We start from the raw sequence: 23,774 nt of genomic DNA, 5'->3' as shown, positions 1-23,774 counted from the left end.
CCGCACGGGTGGAATGCGCATCATGTCCTGCATGACGGTCAGGACGGGCACGGGCGGCCGGGGTGCTGCCCTCGCTGTATGGGGCATCACCCGCGCGGTGCTGCTGCTCTGCGTTTTCAAGGTGTCCGGCGCCTTCACGGTGCCGGGTCCGGACGTCACCAGTGACGTCTCGGGGATCTACCGGGGCTGGTACGAGGTCCTGCGATCCGGTTCGTACCCCCTGGACGACGTCACCTGGCAGTACCCGCCGGCCGCGGCGCTCGCGATCCTCTCCCCCGCGCTGCTGCCCTTCCTGGAGTACGCCGCCGCCTTCTTCGTGATCGTCCTGGTGTGTGACGCACTGACGTTCGGTCTCCTGCTGTACGCGACCGGGCGCCCCGGCACGCGCGGCGCGGGCGTCTGGATGTGGGTGGTGGGCGTACCGCTGCTCGGTCCGACCGTGTACGCGCGGTACGACCTGATGGTGACGGCCGTGGCGGTGGCGGCGCTGCTGGCCGGGGTGCGCCACCCGCGGGTCATGGGCGCGCTGGCGGCGTTCGGCGCGCTGCTGAAGGTGTGGCCGGTGCTGCTGCTGGCGGGCACGGCCCGGGGGCGGGCGACACGGCGGGCCTGGGTGGCGGCCGCGGTGACGGCCGGTGTGCTGGCCCTCGCCGCCTCGGCGGCGCTCCCCGGGGCGTTCGCGTTCCTGACGTTCCAGCGGGACCGGGGTCTGGAGGTCGAGTCGCTGGGGGCGCTGGTCTTCCACGGGGCGCGGCAGTTCGGCTGGGAGGGCCGGGTGGAACTGCGCTACGGCTCGATGGAGTTCGCCGGGCCGAACGTGGCGCTGGTGAGCACGCTGGCCCTGGCGCTGAGCGTGCTCGGCTTCGGCTGGCTCCTGCTGTGGCGCCTGCGGGCCCGCGTGTTCGCGGTGCACACCACGGCGGACGCGGCTTTCACCGCGGTGCTGCTGTTCACGGTGACGAGCCGCGTCATCAGTCCGCAGTACATGGTGTGGCTGGTCGGGCTCGGCGCGGTGTGCCTGGTGTTCCGGGGCAGCCGGATGGTGCTGCCCGCCCGGCTGGTCCTGGTGGCCACCGGTGTGACCCTGCTGGAGTTCCCGCTGGGTTTCGCGCAGGTGGTGGCCAGCGACGCGTGGGGGGTGGTGCTGATCGCCGTACGCAACGGTCTGCTGGTCGCGGCGACGGTCACCGCCGGGTGGCGGCTGTGGCGGGAGACCGTGCCGAAGGCGGGGCACGGGCGCGGGGAGGCGGAGGGGATCAGCCGAGCCGGGCGCGCAGATACTCCCGCCAGCGCGCCGTGAAGTCCTCGGGGGTCGTGCCCAGGACCGACTGCAGGGCCTTCTCCACCGCCCCGTCGCGCCCGGTATGGCTCCCCACGGCCCGGTAGAAGGCGATCAGCCCGTCCTCGCCCCAGTCCCGCGCGATCAGCGCGCAGGCCAGCCAGCCGCCCTCGTACGCCCTCGCCAGCTCCGCCGGGTCCTCGCCGAAACCGAAGTCCCCGTCCGCCGGCAGCGCCGCGGGCAGCTCGCCGTGCCGGACGGCTTCGGCCAGCTCGGGGGCAATCTCCCGGGCGGTGCGGCCTTCTTCACGGTAGGCGGCCCAGTCGGCGAAGCCCTCGGACAGCCAGACGGGGGTGGCTGCCGTGGTGACGGCCCGGGTCGCCACGTGCGTCGTCTCGTGGGTGAGGACGACCCGCTGCCCGAACTCGCCGAGCATCCCGTACGCCTGCGGGTTGACGACGACCCGGTCCGCGGGCGTCCGGCCGCTGCCGCCGACCTCACCCGTGGTGACGGCCGCTATGCCCCGGTAGCTCGCCGCGGGCGATCCCAGGAGCCCCGCCATGTCCTCCACGGACCGGGGGACGAGCACCACCACCCGCCGGGCCCAGCGCTCCGGCCAGGCTCCGGAGACGGCCGGCACGGCCCGGTCCGCGGTGGCGGCGATCCGCCGGAGCTCCTCGCCGCTCCGGCCGACCCCGAGGACGAGGCTGCGCGTGCCCCGGACGACCTCGACGTCGCCCTGCTGCCAGAGCAGCCCGGGGGCGTCCTCGGCGGGCCGGTCGGCGGCGATGTACCAGTGGCCGCCCTCGCCCCGGCGGACCAGTTCCACCGTCCTGGAGGCGGACATGGGGGCGCTGTCGTACCCCGTGATCCGGTAGCGGAGCTCGACGTCCGCGGTGGCCCGGTCGGCGCCCCGGCCGGTCACGTCCTTCACCTCGTACGCCCAGGACTCCAGGGGTACGTCGGCCAGGTTGGCCAGCTCGGTGCGCTGGGCCGCCCGGAACGACACGGCCCGGGGGTCGGTCCCCGCCAGGTACCCCTCGGGGTCGTGGGCCATGACCGCGGCGGCACGCCGGTCCAGGGCGCCGCCGACGTCCTCGGCGGTGAGTCCCGGTGCGGGCTCCCGGGGTGCGGCGCAGGCCGACGTGAGGAGCAGCCCGGCGAGCACGGCACCCGCCGCGCTCCGAGTGCGGGTACGCCCCCGCCGCGCGTCCTGCGTTCGAACAGTCATCCAGCCGATCGTACGGTCGGACGCGGGTGACCGAGGAGACGGGCGGCCGGCCGAGGGGGCAGGGCACACCGGTACGCGGAGGTGCGGGGCGCGGACGACGGCGCCCCGCCGGTGACCTGGGGTCTCCGGCGGGGCGGGCGTCGGTGCGGGGGCGGCGGTTCGCCCGTTCGGGGGTCAGCTGATGCGCACGCCGAACTGGAAGGAGCCGAGGTACTCCATCGCCTCGTACCGGACGTTCTTGCCCGGGTACGGGGCGTGCAGGACCTGGTTGTTGCCGGCGTAGATGCCGACGTGCGAGGTGCTGCTGAAGAAGACCAGGTCGCCCGGCTTGAGCGCGCTGCGGCCGATCCGCACGCCGTCGTTGGCCTGCGTGTAGGTCGTGCGGGTGATCTGGACGCCGGCCTGGGCGTAGGCCCACTGGGTCAGACCCGAGCAGTCGTACGAGTTGGGGCCCGTGCCGCCGCGGAAGTACGGCTTGCCTATCTGCGTGGCGGCGGCCTGGAGGGCGGCGGCGCCGCGGCCGGACGCGGGGGCCTCGTTGCCGAGCTCGACCCGGTCGCTGGCGGCACGGCTGGCACGCTGGTCGTCCTCGGCCATCTTGGCGCGCTCGGCGGCGGTGAGGGTGTTCAGCAGCTGGCGGGCGTCGGTCAGCTTGACCTGGTACTTCTTCTTGTTCTCGGTCAGCGTCTTGCGGACCTCGGCGAGGTCGTCGAGCTTGCCCTGGGCCTCCAGGCGCTGCTGCGCGAGGGTGCGCTGCTTGGCCTGGATCTTCTGGAGCGACTGGGCCTGCTTGGCCGTCAGCTGGTCGAGCGCGGAGGCCTGCTCCAGGAAGTCGTCCGGGTCCGAGGAGAGCAGCAGCTGGACGGACGGGTCGAGGCCGCCGGAGCGGTACTGCGCCGTGGCGAGCGAACCCAGTTCACCGCGCAGGGTGTTGAGCTCCTCCTGCCCGCGGGCCACCTTGTCCTGCAGCGCGTCGACCTGCTTCTTGAGCTTGTCCTGCTTCTCCTTGGCGCCGTTGGCCTTCTCGTTGACGATCTCGGCCTCGTGGTAGAGCTTGTCGACCTTTGCCTTGACCTCGCTCTTGGTCGGCTTGGGGTCGGCGTGAGCGGCCTGGGAAGTCAGGGCCACGGCAGCAGCGGCGGTTGCGGTGAGCACGGTCACGCGGGCGCGGCTCGGCTGCTTGGGACGACGGTGGGACCCCACGAAGGCGAGCTCCTTCTTCCTCGGGCCGCCTACCGGGCTATGGGGGGAGAAGAGATCCCCGGCTCCGTGCACGTCACGGACTCGGCGGTTCCTTCGCCGTCACCCCGAATGGGCGATCAACCGTGCGAAGGTTCGAGGCCTGACCTTAGTGACCATCTTGTGATCAGTTCAAATCCTCACAAGAAAAATCTCGTCACACCCTGCACATCTCTACTTTCATCCCACCGCGTGTGACCGGGAATTGACGGTACGTTCCCCGAAAACCGACAAGGCACCCAGGGTCGCCGACGGCACACAAGACTCGCTAGACGCGCGAAAGCCGCTTCAGGAGCAATACGGACGCCACCGGTCTCGCGCCCGCCTTCGCCACTCCGTCGGCCACTTCACGGTCGGTCGAGACCACCACGACGGGTCTGCCCGGCGGTTCGGCACGCGCCAGTTGTCTGATCAGCTCGTCGGCGGTGACCCCCGCCTTGCTGAACAGCACCCGTACCCCGCGCGGCGGGGCGAGCAGGACCGGGGCGGCGAGCTCGGCCCCGTCGAACACGCAGGTCATCTCGGCCCCCGTCTGCGCCGCGAGGAGCGAGAGCCCACCCAGGAGCCTCAACCGCTGCTTCTCCAGCGGCATCTGCGGATACCCGGTCTTCGTGACGTTGTAGCCGTCGACGATCAGATGCGCTTGCGGCAGGGCGAGCAACTGGTCCAGAAGGGCCGGATCGGTCTCCGAAAGGGCCCTGGCCGCAATGTCCTTCGGCGACATCCGGCCGGGCTCCACCGCCTCGACGCCGTCCGCCGGGCGGATCGAGGAGGGCGGCAGGGCCAGCTCGCGGCGGAGTCCCTGAGCGGCGTCCAGCACGGTGTCCAGGAGCAGCCGCAGCCGCATGTCCTCGACCGAGCGCCCCTCCCTGGCCGCCCTGCGGCTCGCCTCCACGGAGGCCTCCGCCTCGGCCAGACGCGCCTTGAGGCGCCGGGACTCGCTCTCGGCGGCGGAGACCTGCGCCGCGGCCTCGGCGCGCACGGCGTCGGTCTCGGCCGCGTTCTTGCGCAGCGCCGCCTCACCGCGCTTGACCTCGCTGAGCGCACTGCGCAGCTTGCGCTGCAGGGAGTCGGCCTCCTTGCGGGTGGCCTCCAACTCCGCGCGCAGCCGTTCGGTCTCGGTCCTCGTCCGGACGCGGGCCCGGCCGAGTTCCTCGCGGAGCCTGTCCAGTTCGCGCCGGGTCTCCTCGTCCACGCGCTCGGCGCCGGCCCGCTGGACCTCCTCGCCCGCGGCGGCCACCAGTTCGGCCCAGCCGGACGGACGCAGCACGTAGGCCGCCGCGGCCACGTCGGCCGGATCGGCCGCCGCGGGCGGCGCGCCGCTCTCCAGCGCGTCCGCCAGTTCCGGCTGGCTCCGGCCGACCCGCTCGGCGATGCGCCGGCGGAAGACCGGGTCGCTCGCCAGTGCGGCCGCCATGGCGTTCCCCGCGAACTTCACCCGCCGGGTCGGTGTGAAACGGGCGTACTGGCGCAGCTGCGGGGGGAGTTCGGTCACGGTCAAACCGCCGAAGGCGTCCGAGACCAGCGTCACGACCCTTCGGCGTACGCCTTCGGGCAGCGGACGGTCGAGCGACTCCGCGTCGCCGCCGGCCGTGTCGGCCGGTTCGGCGCCGCCTGTCGGCTGCTCCACCATCCATCACCCCAACATGTCTGTCCGCACGGCCCCGTCAGGAGTCGGCACCCGGCTTGGCGACCAGCTCGATCTGGTCGACCGCGTTGCACCAACGGCAGCGCACCGACTCGATGGTCTCACTGACCACCTCGCGCTCCTCGACACTCGACTCCCCGGCCAGGTCGAGATGCACGTACTCCACGACCTTCGAGGAGCGCGTCACATCGAAACGGGTGAGATTGCCGCAGAGCGTGCACCGCCAGCGGGTCCCGTCCGTCGGCAGGGGAACCGTCGTCATCGTTGCGTCCTCTTTCGTCGTCCGTCGAGTCTTCTTGCGTACCGGGCTTCGGTCTCGCGGTGCGTCGTCGAACTGCGATGTCCTGCGGCAACCCTACGGCCTTGTGGATACCCTTCAATACGGCGAGGCGGTCTGTCCCGTTCTTCGCCGGTGCGTCATGCTCTGTACGTGATCGATTGGCGGCATGTCGACTGGCGGAAGCGGGCCGGGGAATGGGCGGCGGCAGCCGCGTCAGGCAGCGGCCCCGTCACGCACGGACTCATCGCGCTGTGCAGCGCCGTCTTCCTGGTCAGCCCGCTCTCCGGCTTCAATCCCACCTACGGCGGCGGTCCGGACGCCCTGCTCGCCGCCCAGGCCGGGTACTTCGAACGGTGGGGCGTCATCCCCAGCGAGCTGCGCGGCGGCTCAGCCCACGCGGCGCTCACCCCGCTGACCGCGCTCTTCGTCCACGGCAGCTGGCTGCACCTGCTGGGCAACATGCTCTTCCTGTACGTCTTCGGCGCCATGGCCGAGGAGCGCATGGGCCGCGTCGAGTTCACCTTCTTCTACGTCTGCTGCGGCTACTTCGCCCTGGTGGTCTACGCGGTCGTGCACTCCGGCTCGGACCAGACCCTGGTGGGCGCGTCGGGGGCGATCTCGGCGGTCCTGGGGGCGTTCCTCTACCTCTTCCCCAGGGCCCGGGTCACCAGCCTCTTCCCGTTCCTGTTCTTCCTGCCGCTGCGGTTCCCCGCCTGGATCGTGCTCGTGTTCTGGTTCGTCCTGCAGTGGCTGGCCGCCCAGGGAGCCGGCAGCGGCCCCGGCGTGGCCTACCTCGCCCACGTGGCGGGCTTCGCCGCAGGGTTCCTCTACGCCTGGGGACGCTACCGGGGCAGGGCTCCGGGGGGAGGCTCTAGAGTGAAGTCTCCAGCCACGGCCACCGAGGGAGAAAGCCACCCGTGATCACCGCGATCGTGCTCATCAAGACCAGCGTGGACCGGATTCCCGAGATCGCCGAGGCCATCGCCGCGCTGGACAGCGTCAGCGAGGTCTTCTCGGTCACCGGGACGTACGACCTGATCGCCATGGTCCGGGTGGCCCGGCACGACGACCTGGCCGACGTCATCCCCGGCCGCATCAGCAAGATCCCGGGCGTCGAGGGCACCGACACCCACGTCGCCTTCCGTACGTACTCCCAGCACGACCTCGAGGCGGCCTTCGCCATCGGCCTCGACGCCTGAGGTCCGGCCGCAGGGCGTACGGCTTCGGCCGGGAACGGCACCGCCTCCCGTTCCCGGCCGAAGCCGTACGCGTACCCCCGCCGGTCAGACCTGGGCCGTGCCCCGGTCCGGGACGCAGCGGCCGTCCTCCGTGCGGTAGGTCCAGCGGGCACCCCCGCTCACCAGCTCCCGGACCGCGCCCAGGAACCGGTCGATGTGCTCGTCCGGCGTCCCGGCCCCGAAGCTCACCCGGATGGCGTTGAGGGACCTCTCCCCCGGCTCGGTGTCCGGCGCGCCGCACTCGCCCGGGTCCTGGGCCTCGGCGCCCAGCAGGGTACGCACGAGCGGGTGCGCGCAGAACAGCCCGTCCCGCACGCCGATGCCGTACTCCGCGGAGAGCGCGGCGGCGAAGTGCGAGCTGTTCCAGCCCTCGACGACGAAGGAGAGGACACCCACCCGCGGGGCGTCGTCGCCGAACAGCGAGAGGACCCGCACCTCGGGGACCGCGGCCAGCCCCTCACGGACCCTGGCGACCAGCTGCTGCTCACGCGCGACCAGCCGGTCGAACCCGGCCTCGGTCAGCGCCCTGCAGGCCGCGGCGATCGAGTAGACGCCGATGACGTTGGGCGACCCGGCCTCGTGCCGCGCCGCGGTGGTGTGCCACTCGACGTCCACCCCGCCGTCGGTGCGCCGGGCTACCTTGCGGGAGGCCCCGCCGCCCGCCAGATACGGCTCCGCGTCCCGCAGCCAGTCGGCCCGTCCCGCGAGCACACCCGAACCGAACGGCGCGTACAGCTTGTGCCCGGAGAAGGCGATCCAGTCGACGTCCAGCGCGGTGATGTCCACGGGGTGGTGGGGGGCCAGCTGCGCCGCGTCGAGCACGATCCGCGCGCCGTGGGCGTGGGCGGTGGCGGCCAGCTCCTGCACCGGCCACAGCTCGCCGGTGACGTTGGAGGCTCCCGTCACGCAGACCAGCGCCGGGCCGTGGGAGGCGCGGCCGGCGAGCGCCCGCTCCAGTGTCTGCACCGCCTGAGCCGGGGTGCGCGGCGCGTCGAGGTACGTCACCGGGGCGTCCCGCCAGGGCAGCAGGGAGGCGTGGTGCTCGGTCTCGAACACGAACACCTGGCAGCCGGCGGGCAGCACGGCGGCCAGCAGGTTGAGGGAGTCGGTCGTGGACCGGGTGAACACCACCTGGTCGTCCGCACGGCAGCCGAGGAAGTCCGCCACGGAGGCCCGGCTGCTCTCGAAGAGGTCGGTGGAGAGCTGGGAGAGGTACCCGGCACCCCGGTGCACGCTGCCGTAGTACGGCGCGTAGGCGGCCACGTCGTCCCACACCCGCTGGAGTGCCGGGGCGCTGGCCGCGTAATCGAGGGCGGCGTAGGTGACGTTGCCGCCCGTGACGAGCGGAACGGTGACATCCGCGCCCAGAACCGGCAGCGGGGCACACACGGACGGGTCGACGGCAGCGGTGGAGACAGACATGGCGAACTCCCGTAACAGGCAGGCGACATCCTCGTGCGGCGGTCCGGAAACACACGGCGGCACGGGGAAGGAAAGAAGAAAGGTGTGCGGAGGAGGGCGTGGCGCCCTATCGCATTCGCTTGCTCACAAGAGGCTCCCTGGGACCAGGACCCCAAGGGGTGGCATACGAGATGCCGAGGGGCCCGCGCTTGCCGCAGACCTCGCTGCCTGCGGCCCGGTCTTCACCCGGGGCACCCCGCCACGGACGGAGGGTTGCCGGACAGCGGGCCGGGGCCGTAGTCGCTGTCACTCATGACCTGCGCAGCATCTTGCCATACCTGTCCGCACGCGCAAGGGCGCAGTCCGCGATCCGGACTGCGCCCTGCTCGGGACGGTGCCGCCTCAGGCGTGACTGGCCACCACCCAGCGTTCCAGCGCGCGCTTGGCCGCGCCCGAGTCGATCGACTCGGCGGCACGCGCGATCCCTGCGGCGAGCCGCTCGGTGAGCGTGCCCTCGCCCGGGTCCAGCGCGACCAGTGCGGCGGCCGAGTTGAGCAGCACGGCGTCGCGCACCGGCCCCGTCCCCCCGTCCAGCAGCCGGCGGGCGACGTCCGCGTTGTACGAGGCGTCCGCGCCTCGCAGCGCCTCGACGGGCACCAGGTCGAGGCCGACGTCCCGGGGGTCGAACGGCTCCTCGCGGACCGTGCCGTCGCGCACGGTCCAGACCCGCGAGGTCGCCGTCGTCGTCAGCTCGTCGAGGCCGTCGTCGCCGCGGAAGACGAGTGCGGAGTTGCCCCGTTCGGCGAGCACACCCGCGACGATGGGCGCCATCCTGAGGTCGGCGACCCCGATGGCCTGGGAGCGCACCTGGGCGGGATTGGTGAGCGGGCCCAGGATGTTGAACGTGGTCTGGGTGCCCAGCTCCTTGCGGGCCCGCGCCGCGTGGCGCAGGGCCGGGTGGAACTTCACCGCGAAGCAGAAGGTGATGCCGGCTTCCTCGGCGACGTCGACGACGCGCTGCGGGCTGAGTTCGAGGTTGACGCCGAGCTTCTCCAGGACGTCCGAGGCGCCGCTGGCCGAGGACGAGGCGCGGTTGCCGTGCTTGACGACCTTGGCGCCGGTCCCGGCGACGACGATCGCCGACATGGTGGAGATGTTCACCGTCTTGGCCATGTCGCCGCCCGTGCCCACGATGTCGACCGTGCGGCCGGGGACGTGGATGGTGTGGGCGTGCTCGTACATGGCACGGACGAGGCCGGTGACCTCCTGGACGGTCTCCCCCTTGGCCCGCAGCGCGATCGCGAACCCGGCGATCTGCACGTCGGTGGCCTCGCCGCTCATGATGCGGTCCATGGCCCACGCGGTGTCCTCGGCGGTCAGGTCCTCACCGCGCAGGAGGGGGGTCAGCACGCCGGGCCAGGTACGGGCCGCCACGCTGTCGCCGCCGTCCGGGGTCGCAACGTTCATGGTCCGCTCCTGGGGGTCCACAGCCGATAGGGGTGATGACTCCACCCTATCCAGCCGCCAGGACAGCGAAGAGCCCCGTCCATCGGATGGACGGGGCTCCCGCTGTGGCGTTCAGCTGGGTCGATCAGTGGTGGCCGTGGCCGCTGGTGATCTCCTTGTACTCCTCGGCGGTGGGCTTGGCGATCTGGTTGCCCTCGCCGTAGTAGCTCCGGCTGAGCCTGGCGCGCAGCTTCTGCAGCGCCGACGGCTTGCGCTCGACACCGTTCTCGTCGACCGTCGGGCCGATCTCGAGCGGCTTGTACTGCTCGTGCGCCGTGAGCGCGTACAGCTGCTCCGGGCCGAGCGGCTCGTGGATCTCGACGAACTCACCGTGCGGCAGGCGCTTGATGGTGCCGGACTCGCGTCCGTGCAGCACCTTCTCCTTGTCGCGGCGCTGGAGGCCGAGGCAGATCCGCCGGGTGGCGATGAACGCCAGGACCGGGCCGAGGAAGAAGGCGATCCGTACGAACCAGCTGATCGCGTTGAGCGACAGGTGGAAGTGGGTCGCCCAGATGTCGTTGCCGCCGCCGATCAGCATGACGAAGTAGATCGTCACCCAGGCGACACCGAGCGCGGTGCGGGTCGGGGCGTTGCGCGGCTTGTCCAGGATGTGGTGCTCGCGCTTGTCCCCGGTGATCCAGGACTCGATGAACGGGTACAGGGCCAGTGCCGCGAGGATCACGCCGAAGAGGACCAGCGGGATGAGCACGCCCAGGACCAGGGTGTGGCCCCAGAGGTTGATCTCCCAGCCGGGCATCACGCGGACGAAGCCTTCGGCGAATCCCATGTACCAGTCCGGCTGGGCGCCCGTGGACACCTGGTCGGGACGGTACGGGCCGAGCGCCCAGATCGGGTTGATCGTGGCGATGGCCGCGACGATCGAGATGAAGCCGAAGACCAGGAAGAAGAACCCGCCGGCCTTCGCCATGTACACCGGCAGCAGGGGCATGCCGACGACGTTCTTGTTCGTCTTGCCCGGACCCGCGAACTGCGTGTGCTTGTGGAAGAACACCAGGATGAGGTGGCCGACCACGAGACCGAGCATGATGCCCGGCAGCAGCAGGATGTGGATCGAGTAGAACCTCGCGATGATGTCGGTGCCGGGGAACTCCCCGCCGAACAGGAACATCGAGATGTACGTACCGACGATCGGCATCGACAGGATGGCGCCCTGCGTGAACCGCACACCCGTACCGGAGAGCAGGTCGTCCGGGAGCGAGTAGCCGGTGAACCCGGTGAACATGCCGAGGACGAACAGCAGGAAGCCGAACAGCCAGTTGATCTCACGCGGCTTGCGGTACGCGCCGGTGAAGAACACTCGGAACATGTGCACGAACATGCCGGCGAGGAAGATCACCGCGGCCCAGTGGTGGATCTGCCGGACGAGCAGACCACCACGGACGTCGAAGCTGATGTCCAGGGTCGAGGCGTACGCCTCCGACATCCGGATGCCCTGCATCGGCTCGTACGAGCCGTGGTACACGACCTCGTTCATGCTGGGGTGGAAGAACAGCGTCAGGTACACACCCGTGAGGATGATGATGATGAAGCTGTAGAGGCAGATCTCACCGAGCATGAAGGACCAGTGGTCCGGGAAGATCTTGCGCATGTTGGCCTTGGCCAGGCCGTAGATGCCCAGCCGGCCGTCCGCCCAGTCGGCCACCCGCTCGCCGGCGGGCGCCTTGCGCTTGGTGTCTGTCACAGTGCTCATCCGCGCTCCCAGAAGGCAGGACCGACGGGCTCCGCGAAGTCGCCGAGCGCCTCGAGGTTGCCCTCGCTGTTCACACCGATCCGCAGCTGCGGAAGCGGGTGACCGGCCGGGCCGAAGATGACCCGGGCGCCGTCGGAGAGGTCGAAGGTGGACTGGTGGCACGGGCAGAGGACGTGGTGGGTCTGCTGCTCGTAGAGGCTGATCGGGCAGCCGACGTGGGTGCAGATCTTGGAGAAGGCCACGATTCCCTCGTGGGCCCAGTCACGCTGCTGCTTGTTCTTGATGTCGTCCGGCTCGATGCGGACGATCATCAGAGCGGCCTTGGCGATCTGGTTCTGGAAGTCGTGCGCGTCCTCCTCCAGGCCCTCGGGCATGGCGAAGGTCAGCGAACCGACGACGATGTCCTCGGGACGCAGCGGCTCCATGGTGTTCATGTTGACGAGCTGCTTGCCCTTGGCCCACAGGGTCTTGCGGAGCTTCTTCTCCGGCAGCGGACCCAGGTCGCGCAGCAGGACCACACCGGAGAGCGGCACCAGGGCAAGCGCGCCGAACATGGTGTTGCGGATCAGCTTGCGCCGGCCCAGCGCGGACTCCTGGGCACCGGCCGCGAAGTCGGCGAGAACCTTCGCCTTGACCTCGGGTGCGGCCTCGATGGGGTGCCGGTCGTCGGCGACCTCCACGTCGGACATCAGGGTGCGCGCCCAGTGGACGGCGCCCGTGCCGATGAGGAACAGGGCCAGGCCCAGGGTCAGACCCAGGGAGAAGTTGAGCGCGCTGACATGGCCGAACGGCCAGATGAAGACGATCTTGTCGACCGGGAAGATGACGTAGGAGGCGATGAAGCCGACCGTCGCCAGCATGGACATCGTGAACATGAAGGCGACCGTGCGCTCGGAGCGCTTGGCGGCCCGTTCGTCGATGTCCTGGATGCGCGGCCGGTGGGCCGGCAGCCCCGGGTCGGCGAACGGATCGTCCGCGACCTGGACCGCGCCGTGCGCGGTGTCCTGCTCTGCGGGCAGGCTCTCTTCTGGAATCTCGTGGCTACTCATGACTTCTTGGCCTTAGCGGTGTGGGCCGCGACCCAGACGGCGATGGCGATCAGTCCGCCCAGTCCGAAGATCCAGCCGAAGAGACCCTCGCTGACGGGACCGAGGCCACCGAGCGAGAGCCCGCCGGGGCTCGCGGAGTTGTCACCGTTCACGGTCTTGATGTACGCGATGATGTCTTTCTTCTCCTGCTCCGGCATGGTCGTGTCCGGGAAGGAGGGCATGCTCTGCGGGCCGGTCTGCATGGCCTCGTAGATGTGCTTGGGGCTGACGCCCTCGAGGTCCGGGGCGTACTTGCCGTGCGTCAGTGCGCCGCCCTTGCCGGTGAAGTTGTGACACTGCGCGCAGTTCGTGCGGAACAGGTCACCGCCCTTGGCGACGTCCGCACCCGCGGGGTCGACCTGTCTCTCGCTCGGCGTGATCGGGCCGGCGCCGAGCGACGCCACGTAGGCCGCGAGCTGGTCGATCTCGGCCTGGGTGTAGATGACCTTCTTCTTCGGCACCTGGGCGCCCGGCTGCTGAGCCGGCATGCGCCCGGTACCGACCTGGAAGTCGACGGCGGCGGAGCCGACGCCCACGAGCTGCGGCCCGTCGGTGGTTCCCTGACCGCCGGTTCCGTGGCAGCTGGCGCAGCCCACGGAGTAGAGCTTCTTGCCCTCGTCGATGGCGAGGGACTGGGCGGTTTCGTCGGCCTGCGCCTTACCCGCAGGCGCGAACGCGGCGTACAGCCCCCCGGTAGCCGCCAGCGCGAGGAGTAGTACGACGACCGCCGCCAGCGGATGGCGTCGTCGTGCGGAGAGCTTTTTCACGGATTACCCCGGTGTCAGGATCTTCTGCGTCGATGGTGGGCGGGTGCGAACCCGGTTACTTGATCATGTAGATCGTGGCGAACAGACCGATCCAGACGACGTCGACGAAGTGCCAGTAGTAGGACACGACGATGGCGGCTGTGGCCTGCTCGTGGGTGAATCTCGAGGCCGCGTAGGTCCTGCCCAGAACGAGCAGGAAGGCGATGAGGCCGCCTGTCACATGCAGACCGTGGAAGCCGGTCGTCAGGTAGAACACCGAGCCGTAGGGGTCGGAGGACAGGGAGAGACCCGCCTCCTTGACCAGCTCGGTGTACTCGAGGACCTGACCTCCGATGAAGATCGCACCCATCACGAACGTGATGATGAACCAGGTGCGGAGCTTCTTCACATCGCCCCGCTCCGCCGCGAAGACGCCGAGCTGGCAGGTGAGAGAGGAAAGCACCAGGATCGTGGTGTTCGTCGCCGAGAACGGGAAGTTCAGATGGTGGGCCATCTCCTTCCAGTGATCGGGTCCCATCACCGATCGCAGGGTGAAGTACATCGCGAAGAGGGCCGCGAAGAACATCAGCTCGGAACTCAACCAGATGATGGTTCCGACGCTGGTGAGGTTCGGCCGATTGACCGACGGGTGCGCGTGCCCGGTTTCTACTGTCGTTGCTGTCGCCACGACCGACATTATGTCGGTCGCTTATCCCGCCCTCACTCCGGGGGGTGCCGTTCGGTGTGTCAGTGGGGTGTGTCCTCACCGAACGGCCCAGCGAAAAGCTGTCCTTACCGGTGCTGACAGGCTGTCCGCCGGAGTACGATCCGCCCATCGGTTCATGCCCCGAGAGCCCCGAAGACACAGATGTCACGGAGGAACAATGCAGCCGACCGCCACGGTCCTGGTCTACAGCGACGACGCCAACACCCGTGAGCAGGTGAGGCTGGCAGCCGGTCGCAGGCCTGCGGCGGACGTGCCGCAGGTGGAGTTCCTGGAGTGCGCCACGCTGCCGGCCGTCCTGAGCGCGCTGGACCGGGGCGGCGTCGACGTCTGCGTGCTGGACGGGGAGACGGCTCCCGCGGGCGGCATGGGCGTCTGCCGGCAGATCAAGGACGAGATCTTCCACTGCCCGCCCGTGCTGCTGCTGATCGGGCGCCCGCAGGACGCCTGGCTGGCCACGTGGAGCCGCGCGGACGCCGCCGTGACCCATCCGGTGGACCCGGTGGACTTCGCGGACGCCCTGGCGGGCCTGCTGCGCCGCCGACTGTCCGTCCAGGCCTGAGGCCCCGCGGGCGGGGCCCCAGGCGTCGCGGCACCCTCCCCCGCCGGCTCAGACCTGGGGGCGCAGCCGCGCCGTCCGGACGTCCGTCCCGGCGTCCGGCGTGGCGCGGTGCAGCGCACTGCCCTTCTGCCAGGCGTCCCAGTCCAGGTTCCAGTCGCCGAATCCGTTGTCGAACGGGGTCATCGTCTCGCCCTCGCTGCCGACGACCTTGACGATGTCGCCCTCGCGCACGGTGTCGAAGAACCACTCGGCGTCGGCGGTGCTCATGCCGGTGCAGCCGTGGCTGACGTTGGCACTGCCCTGGGAGCCCGTGGACCAGGGCGCCGCGTGGACGTACTCGCCGCTCCAGGTGACCCGTGTCGCCCAGTAGACCGGAAGGTCGTAGGACTCCGAGGAGCCGGCGGCGATGCCGACGGTCTCCCCGCGCATGCGTACGAACTGCTCCTTGGCGAGCACGACCTTGACACCGTTGCGCGTGTCGAAGCCGGGCTTGCCGGTGGTGACCGGGATCGTGTTGATCACCTCGCCGTTGCGCATGACCGTCATCGTGTGCTCGGAGGCGTCCGTGATCGCCTCTATCCGGTCGCCGGTCGCGATCTTCAGGGGCTTCGTGGCGTCTCCGTGGAGGCCGTTGGTGACCTTGATGCCCTTGAGGTTGCTGCGTACGTCGATGCTCGCGCCGGCGGGCCAGTACTCCTTGGGCCGGTAGTGCAGGGTCTTGTCGTCGACCCAGTACCAGGACCCGGTGACCGCCGGGGTGGAGCGCACCTGGAGCCCGCGCTCCACGGTGGCCCTGGAGGCCCGGTCCGTGACCGGAGCGCTGAGTTCCGCCGTGATGGGCTGTCCGACGCCGTAGGTGCCCGCCTGCGGGCCGAAGGAGACCTTCAGCAGCTTCTTGGCCGCGTTCGTGCCGAAGGCGTACGTCAGGGTGCCGGGAGCGCCGTCGCCGTTCTCGGTGGCGACCTTGACGGTGTACCGGGTACCGGCCGCCAGGGTGGTGGTGGAGTGCCACCGCTTCCCGTCGGCGTCGAGTTCGCCCGCCAGGTGACGGCCCTCGGTGTCGACGGCCGTCACGTCCGTGATGGTGACGTCGTCGTCCTCGGCGGTGACTTCTATCGGCTTGTCGGGGTCGGCCTTGGCGCCCTTGCCGGGGCCGTTGAACGAGACCGCGTCGGCCGCGTCGTACGGCTTCCGCGACAGTTGGTGACCATCGGGCTCGCCACAGGCGGTCGCACCTGCGACGAGGGTCACGACCACCAGGGTGCAGTTCACTACGGTGCGGATGCGCTGCGTGTGGTTCATGAACTCACGCTAAGAAGATTCATCCGATCCAGCGCGTTCAATGACTGCAAACGGGGGCCCTGCCCGCTCGTTGCCGAGCGGGCAGGGCCCCCGTAAGGGTGATGCGGCCGTCCGTGGACGGCGGGTCTCACTGGGTGCGGTTCTCACCGCGGTAGTACTCGAAGACCCAGCCGAAGAGGCCGATCAGGAGCAGCGGGGCCGCGAAGTAGGCCAGCCACCAGCCGAAGACGACGCCGAGGAAGAGGAAGGCGCCGCCGATCGCGAGGGAGAGGGGCTGCCAGCTGTGCGGGGAGAAGAACCCCACCTCGCCCGCCTCGTCCGCGATGTCGGCCTCCTTGTTGTCCTGGGCCATCGCGTCGACCCTGTTGGCCGTGAACGCCAGGTAGAAGCCGATCATGACGGCCAGGCCGAAGGACAGGACGAGCGCGGTCGTGCCCACCGGCTCCTTGGACCACACGCCGTACGTGACGGCCATGGCCAGCAGGAAGACGCTCAGCCAGATGAAGAGCTTGCCTTGGATCTTCACTTGCCGGCCTCCTTGCCGCCGACGAGGACCTTGTCGTCGTCGGAGAGGTGATCCAGCTGCTCCAGCGCCGCGATCTCCGGGTGGTGCAGGTCGAACGCCGGGGATTCGGAGCGGATCCGCGGCAGGCTGAGGAAGTTGTGCCGCGGGGGCGGGCACGACGTCGCCCATTCGAGCGAACGGCCGTAGCCCCACGGGTCGTCGACCTCGATCTTCTTGCCGTACTTGGCGGTCTTCCACACGTTGTAGAAGAACGGCAGGATCGACATGCCGAGCACGAACGAGGAGATCGTCGAGATGGTGTTCAGCGCGGTGAAGCCGTCGGCGGCGAGGTAGTCCGCGTAACGACGCGGCATGCCCTCGGCACCCAGCCAGTGCTGCACCAGGAACGTGCCGTGGAAGCCGACGAACAGCGTCCAGAACGTGATCTTCCCGAGCCGCTCGTCCAGCATCTTGCCGGTGAACTTCGGCCACCAGAAGTGGAATCCGGCGAACATCGCGAAGACCACGGTGCCGAAGACGACGTAGTGGAAGTGCGCGACGACGAAGTACGAGTCGGAGATGTGGAAGTCCAGCGGCGGCGAGGCCAGGATCACGCCGGTCAGACCACCGAAGGCGAAGGTGATCAGGAAGCCGACCGACCAGAGCATCGGTGTCTCGAAGGACAACGACCCCTTCCACATCGTGCCGATCCAGTTGAAGAACTTCACACCGGTCGGGACCGCGATGAGGAACGTCATGAACGAGAAGAACGGCAGCAGCACACCGCCCGTGACGTACATGTGGTGCGCCCACACCGTCACGGAAAGGCCGGCGATGGCGATCGTCGCGCTGATGAGGCCGACGTAACCGAACATCGGCTTCCGGCTGAAGACCGGAATGATCTCGGAAATGATCCCGAAGAACGGCAGGGCGATGATGTACACCTCTGGATGGCCGAAGAACCAGAAGAGGTGTTGCCACAGCAATGCGCCGCCGTTGGCCGCGTCGAAGATATGTGCGCCGAATTTACGGTCGACCTCCAGCGCGAAGAGCGCGGCGGCCAGGACCGGGAAGGCCAGCAGGACCAGGACACCGGTCAGCAGGACGTTCCACGTGAAGATCGGCATACGGAACATCGTCATGCCGGGGGCGCGCATGCAGATGATCGTGGTGATGAAGTTGACCGAGCCGAGGATCGTGCCGAAGCCGGAGAAGGCCAGACCCATGATCCACATGTCGGCGCCGACACCCGGCGACCGGACCGCGTCCGACAGCGGGGAGTAGGCGAACCAACCGAAGTCCGCCGCACCCTGCGGGGTGAGGAAGCCGGCCACGGCGATGATCGAGCCGAAGAGGTACAGCCAGTAGGCGAACATGTTCAGCCGCGGGAACGCCACGTCGGGCGCCCCGATCTGCAGCGGCATGATCCAGTTCGCGAAACCGGCGAACAGCGGCGTCGCGAACATCAGCAGCATGATCGTGCCGTGCATCGTGAACGCCTGGTTGAACTGCTCGTTCGACATGATCTGCGTACCCGGTCGGGCCAGCTCGGCGCGCATGAAGAGCGCCAGAAGTCCACCGATGCAGAAGAACGCGAACGACGTGACCAGGTACATCGTGCCGATCGTCTTGTGGTCAGTGGTGGTCATCCACTTGACTACGACACTCCCCGGCTGCTTGCGCCGCACCGGCAGCTCGTCCTCGAACGAGTCGTCTGCTGCCGCGGCACCCTGGGATTCATTGAGGATGCTCACAGTTTGTTGGTCTCCGCATTCCTGGCCGGGTCCGTCTGCTCGATGCCTGCCGGCACGTAGCCCGTCTGACCCTTCTGCGCCAGCTCCTTGAGGTGCTGCTGGTAACGCTCGGGAGAGACGATCTTGACGTTGAAGAGCATGCGGGAGTGGTCCACGCCGCAGAGCTCGGCGCACTTACCCATGTAGGTGCCCTCCCTCTTCGGCGTGACCTCGAAGGAGTTGGTGTGGCCCGGAATGACGTCCTGCTTCATGAGGAACGGCACCACCCAGAAGGAGTGGATGACGTCACGCGAAGTCAGGATGAAGCGGACCTTCTCGCCCTTCGGCAGCCACAGGGTCGGACCCGGGTTGCCGTTCTGCGGGTTACGCGTACCGGGGATGCCCACGTCGTAGACGCCGCCGGCGCCCTGCGGGAAGTCCGCGCGGTACTTGTCGGGGATGGCGTCGAGCTCCTTGGGGATCCCGCCGCCGGCGGAGGGCTGGCCCTCCACCTTCTCGATGTAGTTGAAGCCCCAGCTCCACTGGTAGCCGACCACGTTGATCGTGTGGGCCGGCTTCGGGCTGAGCTCGAGGAGCTTCGATTCGTCGCGCGCGGTGAAGTAGAACAGCACCGAGACGATGATGAGGGGGACCACTGTGTACAGCGCCTCAATGGGCATGTTGTACCTGGTCTGCTGAGGTACCTCCACCTTGGTCCTGCTACGCCGGTGGAAGATGACGCTCCACAGGATCAGCCCCCAGACAAGGACACCCGTGGCGAGCGCTGCCGCCCACGAGCCCTGCCAGAGGGAGAGGATCCGAGGGGCCTCTTCCGTTACCGGGGTGGGCATTCCGAGGCGGGGGAAATCCTCCCAGTTGTATGAACAACCGGAGGCTGTCGCCAGGACCAGGCCCGCAGTCAGCACCTGCGGCAGCTTCCGCCGCATCGGGCGCCGCGACGAGCGGTCGGAGCCGTTGGGACTCACGTAGCGCCTTCCCGAGAGTCTCGCCCGCACGGTCGGCGCGGCCGTGTCGCTTGGTCGGTCGCCGGCCCTGACGCGGGCAGGGGTTTGGATGTTTATGCGGACCAAACCCTACTGGACGCTATTTGGGGTCGCGCGGGGAGGGTGCCCAACGCGCCGCCCGGCACCCCGAAGGGGTGGAATCCGGGCCTCCGGCCCCTGTCTGACGCCCCCTCTTCCCCCTCCCCCGGCGCCCCGCTCCTGGCCGGCGCCCCCGGAGGGCTAGCGTGGCGGTGTGCCCTACTTCGACGCCGCCTCCTCCGCTCCCCTGCATCCCGTCGCCCGCCAGGCGCTGCTTGCCTCCCTGGACGAGGGCTGGGCCGATCCGGCCAGGCTGTACCGCGAGGGGCGGCGGGCGGCCATGCTGCTGGACGCCGCCCGTGAGACCGCCGCGGAGGCCGTCGGCTGCCGGCCCGACGAGCTGGTCTTCACCTCTTCGGGGACCCGCGCGGTGCACTCCGCGGTCGAGGGGGTTCTTTCCGGCCGTCGGCGTGTCGGCCGCCATCTGGTGGTCTCCGCGGTCGAACACTCGTCGGTGCTCCACGCGGCCGAGGCCCTGGAGGCGGCGGGCGGCTCGTTCACCGAGGTGCCGGTGGACCGGTACGGGGCCGTGGACGCCTCGGCGTACGGCCGGTCGCTGCGCGCGGACACCGCTCTGGCCTGTCTGCAGTCCGCCAACCACGAGGTGGGCACCGAGCAGCCGGTGGCGGAGGCCGCCGAGATCTGCGCCGCCGCCGGCGTACCGCTCCTGGTGGACGCCGCCCAGTCGCTGGGCTGGGGGGCGGCCCCGGGCCGCTGGTCGCTGCTGACCGCGAGCGCCCACAAGTGGGGCGGCCCCGCGGGCGTCGGGCTGCTGGCCGTGCGCAAGGGCGTCCGGTTCGCGGCGCCGGGGCCGGCGGACGAGCGGGAGTCGGGGCGGGCCGCCGGGTTCGAGAACATCCCGGCGATCGTGGCGGCCGCGGCCTCGCTGCGCGCGGTGCGGGCCGAGGCCGCGGCGGAGTCGGTACGGCTGCGCGCCCTGGTGGACCGCGTCCGGGCGGCGGTGGGCACCCTGGTGCCCGACGTGGAGGTGGTCGGCGACCCCGTGCGGCGGCTGCCGCACCTGGTCACCTTCTCGTGTCTCTACGTCGACGGGGAGACCCTGCTCCACGAACTGGACCGGGCCGGCTTCTCCGTCTCGTCCGGTTCCTCCTGTACGAGCAGCACCCTGACGCCCAGCCATGTCCTCAAGGCGATGGGCGTGCTCACCGAGGGGAACATCAGGGTGTCGCTGCCCCCCGGGACCACCGGGGCCGACGTCGACCGCTTCCTGGAGGTGCTGCCGGCTGTGGTGGCGGAGGTGCGGGACAGGCTCGGCGCCCCCGCGGCGGCGCCCCTCTCCGCGGCGCCGCAGGCGTCCCTGGTCGTCGACGCGCTGGGCAGGCGCTGTCCGGTCCCCGTGATCGAACTCGCAAAAGTGATCGGAGAGGTACCCGTGGGCGGGACAGTGACGGTGCTCGCCGACGACGAGGCCGCCCGTCTCGACATTCCCGCCTGGTGCGACATGCGGGCACAGGAGTACGTGGGTGAGGAGCCGGCGGAACGAGGTTCGGCCTACGTGGTCCGCCGGCTCCTGTGAACCTCCGTCAGGAGAGGTGCGCCCGCACCTCGGTCGCCGCCTCGTCGCCGTACGCCTTGGTGAAGCGCTCCATGAAGTGGGTGCGGCGCAGGGTGTACTCCTGCGTGCCGACCGTCTCGATCACCAGGGTCGCGAGCATGCAGCCGACCTGCGCGGCCCGCTCCAGCCCCACACCCCAGGCGAGGCCGGAGAGGAACCCGGCCCGGAAGGCGTCGCCGACGCCGGTGGGGTCGGCCTTCTGCTCCTCCTCGGCGCAGCCGACCTCGATCGGGTCCTCTCCGGCGCGCTCGATGCGCACGCCGCGGGCGCCGAGGGTGGTCACCCGGTGACCGACCTTCGAGAGGATCTCCTCGTCGCTCCAGCCGGTCTTGGACTCGATGAGCCCCTTCTCGTACTCGTTGGAGAAGAGGTAGGTGGCGCCGTCGAGGAGGATGCGGATCTCCTCGCCGTTCATCCGGGCGATCTGCTGGGAGAAGTCCGCGGCGAACGGGATGCCGCGTGAGCGGCACTCCTCGGTGTGGCGGAGCATCGCCTCCGGGTCGTCGGCGCCGATCGAGACGAGGTCGAGCCCGCCCACGCGGTCGGCGACGTGCTTGAGCTCGATCAGCCGGGCCTCGCTCATCGCGCCCGTGTAGAAGGACCCGATCTGGTTGTGGTCCGAGTCCGTCGTGCAGACGAAGCGCGCCGTGTGCAGGACCTCGGAGATCCGCACGGAGCCGGTGTCGACACCGTGCCGGTCGAGCCAGGAGCGGTACTCGTCGAAGTCGGCCCCGGCCGCGCCGACCAGGACCGGCCGGGTGCCGAGGACGCCCATCCCGAAGGCGATGTTGGCACCGACGCCGCCGCGCCGCACGTCCAGGTTGTCGACCAGGAAGGAGAGCGAGACCGTGTGCAGCTGATCCGCGACCAACTGGTCGGCGAATCGGCCGGGGAAGGTCATGAGGTGGTCGGTTGCGATGGAGCCGGTGACTGCAATACGCACGGGAAGCTGCTCCTGCGGAAGGCGGAGGCACACCTGTGCGTGACCTCCGGGACGGCGTGACAGTTCACGCTACCCGGTCACGCCAGTAGGCCTGAAGGGGAAAATTACCCGATAGTAGGTCTTACTGCCCGAGTCCTCCCATGCGTACGGTGCCGTTATGTGCAACGACATCGCTCCGCGTGAGTCCGAGATGAGTCTGGCCGAGCTGCGCGGTGACTGCGCGCGGATGGCCCCGCACTGGGTCGCTCCGGCGAAGCGTGCCACGGAGCCCGTCGCACCGTCGCTGATCCACGGGGTCACGGTGCCGTCGTCCTCCGCCCGGCTGGTCGACGCCATGCCCGGGTACGGGGACTGAGCCCGGACCCGCCCCGGGCGGCTCCCCCGCGCACCCGGTGGAACCGGGCGCTCCCCCGCTCCGTCCCACCGTCGTCCCCACCCGGGGGCCAGGCGATGAGCCGGTGGCGGCTGTGCAGGTGAAGGAGCGATCCGGTGAGCACCGAGCGACCCGAGAACGAGACGACCATTCCCCGGCGGCGTCCGCGGTACGCCGTGGCGTCGGTGGCGGCGGCCGTACTGCTGGCCGGAGGCGGTGGCGCGTACTGGGCCTCGACCGCTTCGGGCGAGAGCGCGGACACGGACCGTTCCGCCCCGGCGGACTCCGGGGCCCCCCTGCTCGCCCTCGACCTCCCGGCGGACAGTCCTCCGGCGCCGCCGCCTCAGGGCATCGCCCCCGGCGAGCCGGACCCGCACGGCAGCGGGGTCGTCTACCGCGCCGCGGGTGATCTGCCGGACGGTCCCGCGACGGCGCCCGTCCACCGGCCCGGAGGCCCGGTGACCGCGGCGGAGGTCGCCCGCCTCGCGAAGGCCCTGAAGGTCGAGGGCACCCCGCGCACCGACGGTACGGCGTGGAAGGTGGGCGGCGACGGGGACGGCTCCGGGCCGCTGCTGCGGGTGGCGAAGCAGGCTCCGGGCACCTGGACCTTCGCCCGGTACGCCTCGGGCGGCACGGACGACTGCGCCTCGGGCTCCGTCTGCGGGAAGCGGGACCGCTCGCCGGGCTCCGGCCCTCCGGTCGGCGAGCGGGCCGCCGAGGCGGCCGCAGCGCCGGTACTGGAAGCCGTGGGGCAGGGCGACGCGGCGCTGGACGCGCGCCAGGTGATGGATTCCGTACGGGTGGTCAACGCCGATCCCGTGGTCGGCGGGCTGCCGACGTACGGCTGGCCGACCGGCGTGCAGGTGGGCTCCGGCGGCGAGATCGTCGGCGGCAGCGGGCATCTGAAGGGCCTGGAGAAGGGCCACCACTACCCGGTGATCAGCGCGGAGGAGGCCCTGGGCCGGCTGAACGCGGAGAGCCGGCACGGCGTGAAGGCCGGGACCGGCGGCTGCGCGACGCCCGTCCCGCTGGAGGGTGACCCGGCCGGGCCGAAGACGGGGTGCGCCTCGCCGGACGGGACCCCGCCGGCGGCCGTCATGACGGTCGAGAAGGCCGTACTGGGCCTCTCCGCGCAGCGCTCGGACGGCGAGCAGGTGCTCGTGCCGTCCTGGCTCTTCACCGTACGGCCGGAGGGCGGCGGCCCCGAGGAGACCGTCGTACGGGTCGCGGTCGCCCCGGACCACCTGGCACGGAGGAGCACCCCGCCCGCCCCGGACCCCTCGAAGGACCCGCGGGCCGGGGGCCCGGCCGTCATCGGCTACAGCGCCGACGGGCGGACGCTGGAGGTGACGTTCTGGGGCGGCGTGTGCAGCGCGTACACGGCGCACGCCACGGAGAGCGGCACGACGGTACGGGTCACGGTCACGGAGACGAAGCCGGACCCGGGGAAGGTCTGCGTCATGATCGCCAAGACGCAGACCCGGACGGTGACGCTGGACGCACCGCTGGGCGGCCGCGCGGTGGTCGACGCGGCGTCGGGCGCCGCGGTTCCCCGCGCCTGACACCCGACAAGCCCCCTCCGCACG

Annotated in this window: 22 protein-coding genes and 1 riboswitch; of the genes, 7 read left to right on the top strand and 15 right to left on the bottom strand. The window is 70.3% G+C overall.

Annotated features, from left to right (window positions below; all coding sequences use genetic code 11):
- Positions 1 to 31: 31 nt before the first annotated feature.
- Complete coding sequence (locus ACH4VO_RS19505; RefSeq protein ID WP_360992757.1) at positions 32 to 1,300, top strand: glycosyltransferase family 87 protein; 1,269 nt, start codon at positions 32 to 34, stop codon at positions 1,298 to 1,300.
- On the opposite strand, the gene ACH4VO_RS19500 is transcribed toward ACH4VO_RS19505, so the two are convergent.
- From ACH4VO_RS19500 to ACH4VO_RS19485, 4 genes are all read right to left on the bottom strand, one after another.
- A complete protein-coding gene (locus tag ACH4VO_RS19500; RefSeq protein ID WP_360992760.1) occupies positions 1,257 to 2,510 on the bottom strand; it encodes a hypothetical protein in 1,254 nt (417 codons plus the stop codon). The two genes, ACH4VO_RS19505 and ACH4VO_RS19500, sit on opposite strands and share 44 nt — an antisense overlap.
- Positions 2,511 to 2,684: 174 nt before the next feature.
- Positions 2,685 to 3,713 carry a C40 family peptidase gene (locus ACH4VO_RS19495; RefSeq protein ID WP_069173097.1) on the bottom strand — a complete coding sequence of 343 codons (1,029 nt, stop codon included), beginning with the start codon at positions 3,711 to 3,713 and terminating at the stop codon, positions 2,685 to 2,687.
- Positions 3,714 to 4,017: 304 nt separating this feature from the next.
- Entirely contained in the window at positions 4,018 to 5,379 is a 1,362-nt protein-coding gene (locus ACH4VO_RS19490; RefSeq protein ID WP_360992763.1) for an NYN domain-containing protein, read from the bottom strand.
- 37 nt (positions 5,380 to 5,416) lie between these two features.
- A complete protein-coding gene (locus ACH4VO_RS19485) occupies positions 5,417 to 5,659 on the bottom strand; it encodes a hypothetical protein (RefSeq protein WP_360992766.1) in 243 nt (80 codons plus the stop codon).
- A 168-nt stretch (positions 5,660 to 5,827) separates the two neighbouring features.
- Between ACH4VO_RS19485 and ACH4VO_RS19480 the strand changes: the two genes are divergently transcribed.
- Entirely contained in the window at positions 5,828 to 6,598 is a 771-nt protein-coding gene (locus ACH4VO_RS19480) for a rhomboid family intramembrane serine protease (protein WP_360992769.1), read from the top strand.
- Entirely contained in the window at positions 6,595 to 6,876 is a 282-nt protein-coding gene (locus tag ACH4VO_RS19475; protein ID WP_003969641.1) for an Lrp/AsnC family transcriptional regulator, read from the top strand. Before ACH4VO_RS19480 ends, ACH4VO_RS19475 begins: the two co-directional genes overlap by 4 nt.
- A gap of 84 nt (positions 6,877 to 6,960) precedes the next feature.
- On the opposite strand, the gene ACH4VO_RS19470 is transcribed toward ACH4VO_RS19475, so the two are convergent.
- From ACH4VO_RS19470 to ACH4VO_RS19445, 6 genes are all read right to left on the bottom strand, one after another.
- The gene (locus ACH4VO_RS19470; protein WP_360992772.1) at positions 6,961 to 8,337 is read right to left on the bottom strand and encodes an aminotransferase class V-fold PLP-dependent enzyme; all 1,377 of its coding nucleotides are present in this window, start codon (positions 8,335 to 8,337) and stop codon (positions 6,961 to 6,963) included.
- A gap of 179 nt (positions 8,338 to 8,516) precedes the next feature.
- A riboswitch (SAM riboswitch) is annotated at positions 8,517 to 8,634 on the bottom strand.
- Positions 8,635 to 8,718: 84 nt separating this feature from the next.
- Positions 8,719 to 9,783, bottom strand: a complete 1,065-nt coding sequence (gene trpD, locus ACH4VO_RS19465; RefSeq protein ID WP_360992775.1) for an anthranilate phosphoribosyltransferase — start codon at positions 9,781 to 9,783, stop codon at positions 8,719 to 8,721.
- Between the two features lie 124 nt (positions 9,784 to 9,907).
- Positions 9,908 to 11,533, bottom strand: a complete 1,626-nt coding sequence (locus tag ACH4VO_RS19460) for a ubiquinol-cytochrome c reductase cytochrome b subunit (protein WP_360992778.1) — start codon at positions 11,531 to 11,533, stop codon at positions 9,908 to 9,910.
- Positions 11,530 to 12,582, bottom strand: coding sequence for a Rieske 2Fe-2S domain-containing protein (locus ACH4VO_RS19455; RefSeq protein WP_360992781.1), 1,053 nt, complete (start codon positions 12,580 to 12,582; stop codon positions 11,530 to 11,532). Before ACH4VO_RS19455 ends, ACH4VO_RS19460 begins: the two co-directional genes overlap by 4 nt.
- Positions 12,579 to 13,388, bottom strand: coding sequence for a c-type cytochrome (locus ACH4VO_RS19450; protein ID WP_360992784.1), 810 nt, complete (start codon positions 13,386 to 13,388; stop codon positions 12,579 to 12,581). Before ACH4VO_RS19450 ends, ACH4VO_RS19455 begins: the two co-directional genes overlap by 4 nt.
- Positions 13,389 to 13,443: 55 nt before the next feature.
- A complete protein-coding gene (locus ACH4VO_RS19445) occupies positions 13,444 to 14,064 on the bottom strand; it encodes a heme-copper oxidase subunit III (RefSeq protein WP_014045480.1) in 621 nt (206 codons plus the stop codon).
- A gap of 187 nt (positions 14,065 to 14,251) precedes the next feature.
- Here ACH4VO_RS19445 and ACH4VO_RS19440 point away from each other — a divergent pair, with 187 nt between their 5' ends.
- On the top strand, positions 14,252 to 14,653 hold the full coding sequence (locus ACH4VO_RS19440) for a hypothetical protein (RefSeq protein WP_360992789.1): 402 nt from the start codon (positions 14,252 to 14,254) through the stop codon (positions 14,651 to 14,653).
- Between the two features lie 48 nt (positions 14,654 to 14,701).
- Here ACH4VO_RS19440 and ACH4VO_RS19435 read toward each other — a convergent pair whose 3' ends face one another.
- The 4 genes from ACH4VO_RS19435 to coxB form a co-directional block, all read right to left on the bottom strand.
- On the bottom strand, positions 14,702 to 15,955 hold the full coding sequence (locus ACH4VO_RS19435; RefSeq protein WP_360992792.1) for an Ig-like domain-containing protein: 1,254 nt from the start codon (positions 15,953 to 15,955) through the stop codon (positions 14,702 to 14,704).
- A 127-nt stretch (positions 15,956 to 16,082) separates the two neighbouring features.
- Positions 16,083 to 16,481, bottom strand: coding sequence for a cytochrome c oxidase subunit 4 (locus ACH4VO_RS19430; protein ID WP_069172480.1), 399 nt, complete (start codon positions 16,479 to 16,481; stop codon positions 16,083 to 16,085).
- A complete protein-coding gene (gene ctaD / locus ACH4VO_RS19425) occupies positions 16,478 to 18,214 on the bottom strand; it encodes a cytochrome c oxidase subunit I (RefSeq protein ID WP_360992795.1) in 1,737 nt (578 codons plus the stop codon). The genes ACH4VO_RS19430 and ctaD overlap by 4 nt, the downstream gene beginning before the upstream one ends.
- Positions 18,211 to 19,179, bottom strand: coding sequence for a cytochrome c oxidase subunit II (gene coxB, locus ACH4VO_RS19420; protein WP_360992798.1), 969 nt, complete (start codon positions 19,177 to 19,179; stop codon positions 18,211 to 18,213). Before coxB ends, ctaD begins: the two co-directional genes overlap by 4 nt.
- Positions 19,180 to 19,450: 271 nt before the next feature.
- Here coxB and ACH4VO_RS19415 point away from each other — a divergent pair, with 271 nt between their 5' ends.
- The gene (locus tag ACH4VO_RS19415; protein WP_360992801.1) at positions 19,451 to 20,833 is read left to right on the top strand and encodes an aminotransferase class V-fold PLP-dependent enzyme; all 1,383 of its coding nucleotides are present in this window, start codon (positions 19,451 to 19,453) and stop codon (positions 20,831 to 20,833) included.
- Positions 20,834 to 20,840: 7 nt separating this feature from the next.
- On the opposite strand, the gene ACH4VO_RS19410 is transcribed toward ACH4VO_RS19415, so the two are convergent.
- A complete protein-coding gene (locus tag ACH4VO_RS19410; RefSeq protein WP_360992804.1) occupies positions 20,841 to 21,815 on the bottom strand; it encodes a carbohydrate kinase family protein in 975 nt (324 codons plus the stop codon).
- 157 nt (positions 21,816 to 21,972) lie between these two features.
- Between ACH4VO_RS19410 and ACH4VO_RS19405 the strand changes: the two genes are divergently transcribed.
- Both ACH4VO_RS19405 and ACH4VO_RS19400 read left to right on the top strand, forming a co-directional pair.
- Entirely contained in the window at positions 21,973 to 22,170 is a 198-nt protein-coding gene (locus tag ACH4VO_RS19405; protein WP_360992807.1) for a hypothetical protein, read from the top strand.
- Positions 22,171 to 22,304: 134 nt separating this feature from the next.
- A complete protein-coding gene (locus tag ACH4VO_RS19400; protein WP_360992809.1) occupies positions 22,305 to 23,750 on the top strand; it encodes a hypothetical protein in 1,446 nt (481 codons plus the stop codon).
- The last annotated feature ends 24 nt before the right edge of the window (positions 23,751 to 23,774 follow it).

This window comes from Streptomyces sp. NPDC020780 (genome assembly GCF_044334475.1).
In the GTDB taxonomy this organism is placed as follows: Bacteria; Actinomycetota; Actinomycetes; order Streptomycetales; family Streptomycetaceae; genus Streptomyces.
This window is presented reverse-complemented; position numbering and strand designations above follow the sequence as displayed.

Bases quoted from the DNA above. Each gene is read 5' to 3' on its own strand.
- ACH4VO_RS19440 (WP_360992789.1), top strand. From the start codon at position 14,252: ATGCAGCCGACCGCCACGGTCCTGGTCTACAGCGACGACGCCAACACC.
- ACH4VO_RS19405 (WP_360992807.1), top strand. From the start codon at position 21,973: ATGTGCAACGACATCGCTCCGCGTGAGTCCGAGATGAGTCTGGCCGAG.
- ACH4VO_RS19505 (WP_360992757.1), top strand. From the start codon at position 32: ATGACGGTCAGGACGGGCACGGGCGGCCGGGGTGCTGCCCTCGCTGTA.
- ACH4VO_RS19435 (WP_360992792.1), bottom strand. From the start codon at position 15,955: ATGAACCACACGCAGCGCATCCGCACCGTAGTGAACTGCACCCTGGTG.
- ACH4VO_RS19470 (WP_360992772.1), bottom strand. From the start codon at position 8,337: ATGTCTGTCTCCACCGCTGCCGTCGACCCGTCCGTGTGTGCCCCGCTG.
- ACH4VO_RS19485 (WP_360992766.1), bottom strand. From the start codon at position 5,659: ATGACGACGGTTCCCCTGCCGACGGACGGGACCCGCTGGCGGTGCACG.
- ACH4VO_RS19445 (WP_014045480.1), bottom strand. From the start codon at position 14,064: ATGTCGGTCGTGGCGACAGCAACGACAGTAGAAACCGGGCACGCGCAC.
- ACH4VO_RS19460 (WP_360992778.1), bottom strand. From the start codon at position 11,533: ATGAGCACTGTGACAGACACCAAGCGCAAGGCGCCCGCCGGCGAGCGG.
- ACH4VO_RS19500 (WP_360992760.1), bottom strand. From the start codon at position 2,510: ATGACTGTTCGAACGCAGGACGCGCGGCGGGGGCGTACCCGCACTCGG.
- trpD (WP_360992775.1), bottom strand. From the start codon at position 9,783: ATGAACGTTGCGACCCCGGACGGCGGCGACAGCGTGGCGGCCCGTACC.
- ACH4VO_RS19455 (WP_360992781.1), bottom strand. From the start codon at position 12,582: ATGAGTAGCCACGAGATTCCAGAAGAGAGCCTGCCCGCAGAGCAGGAC.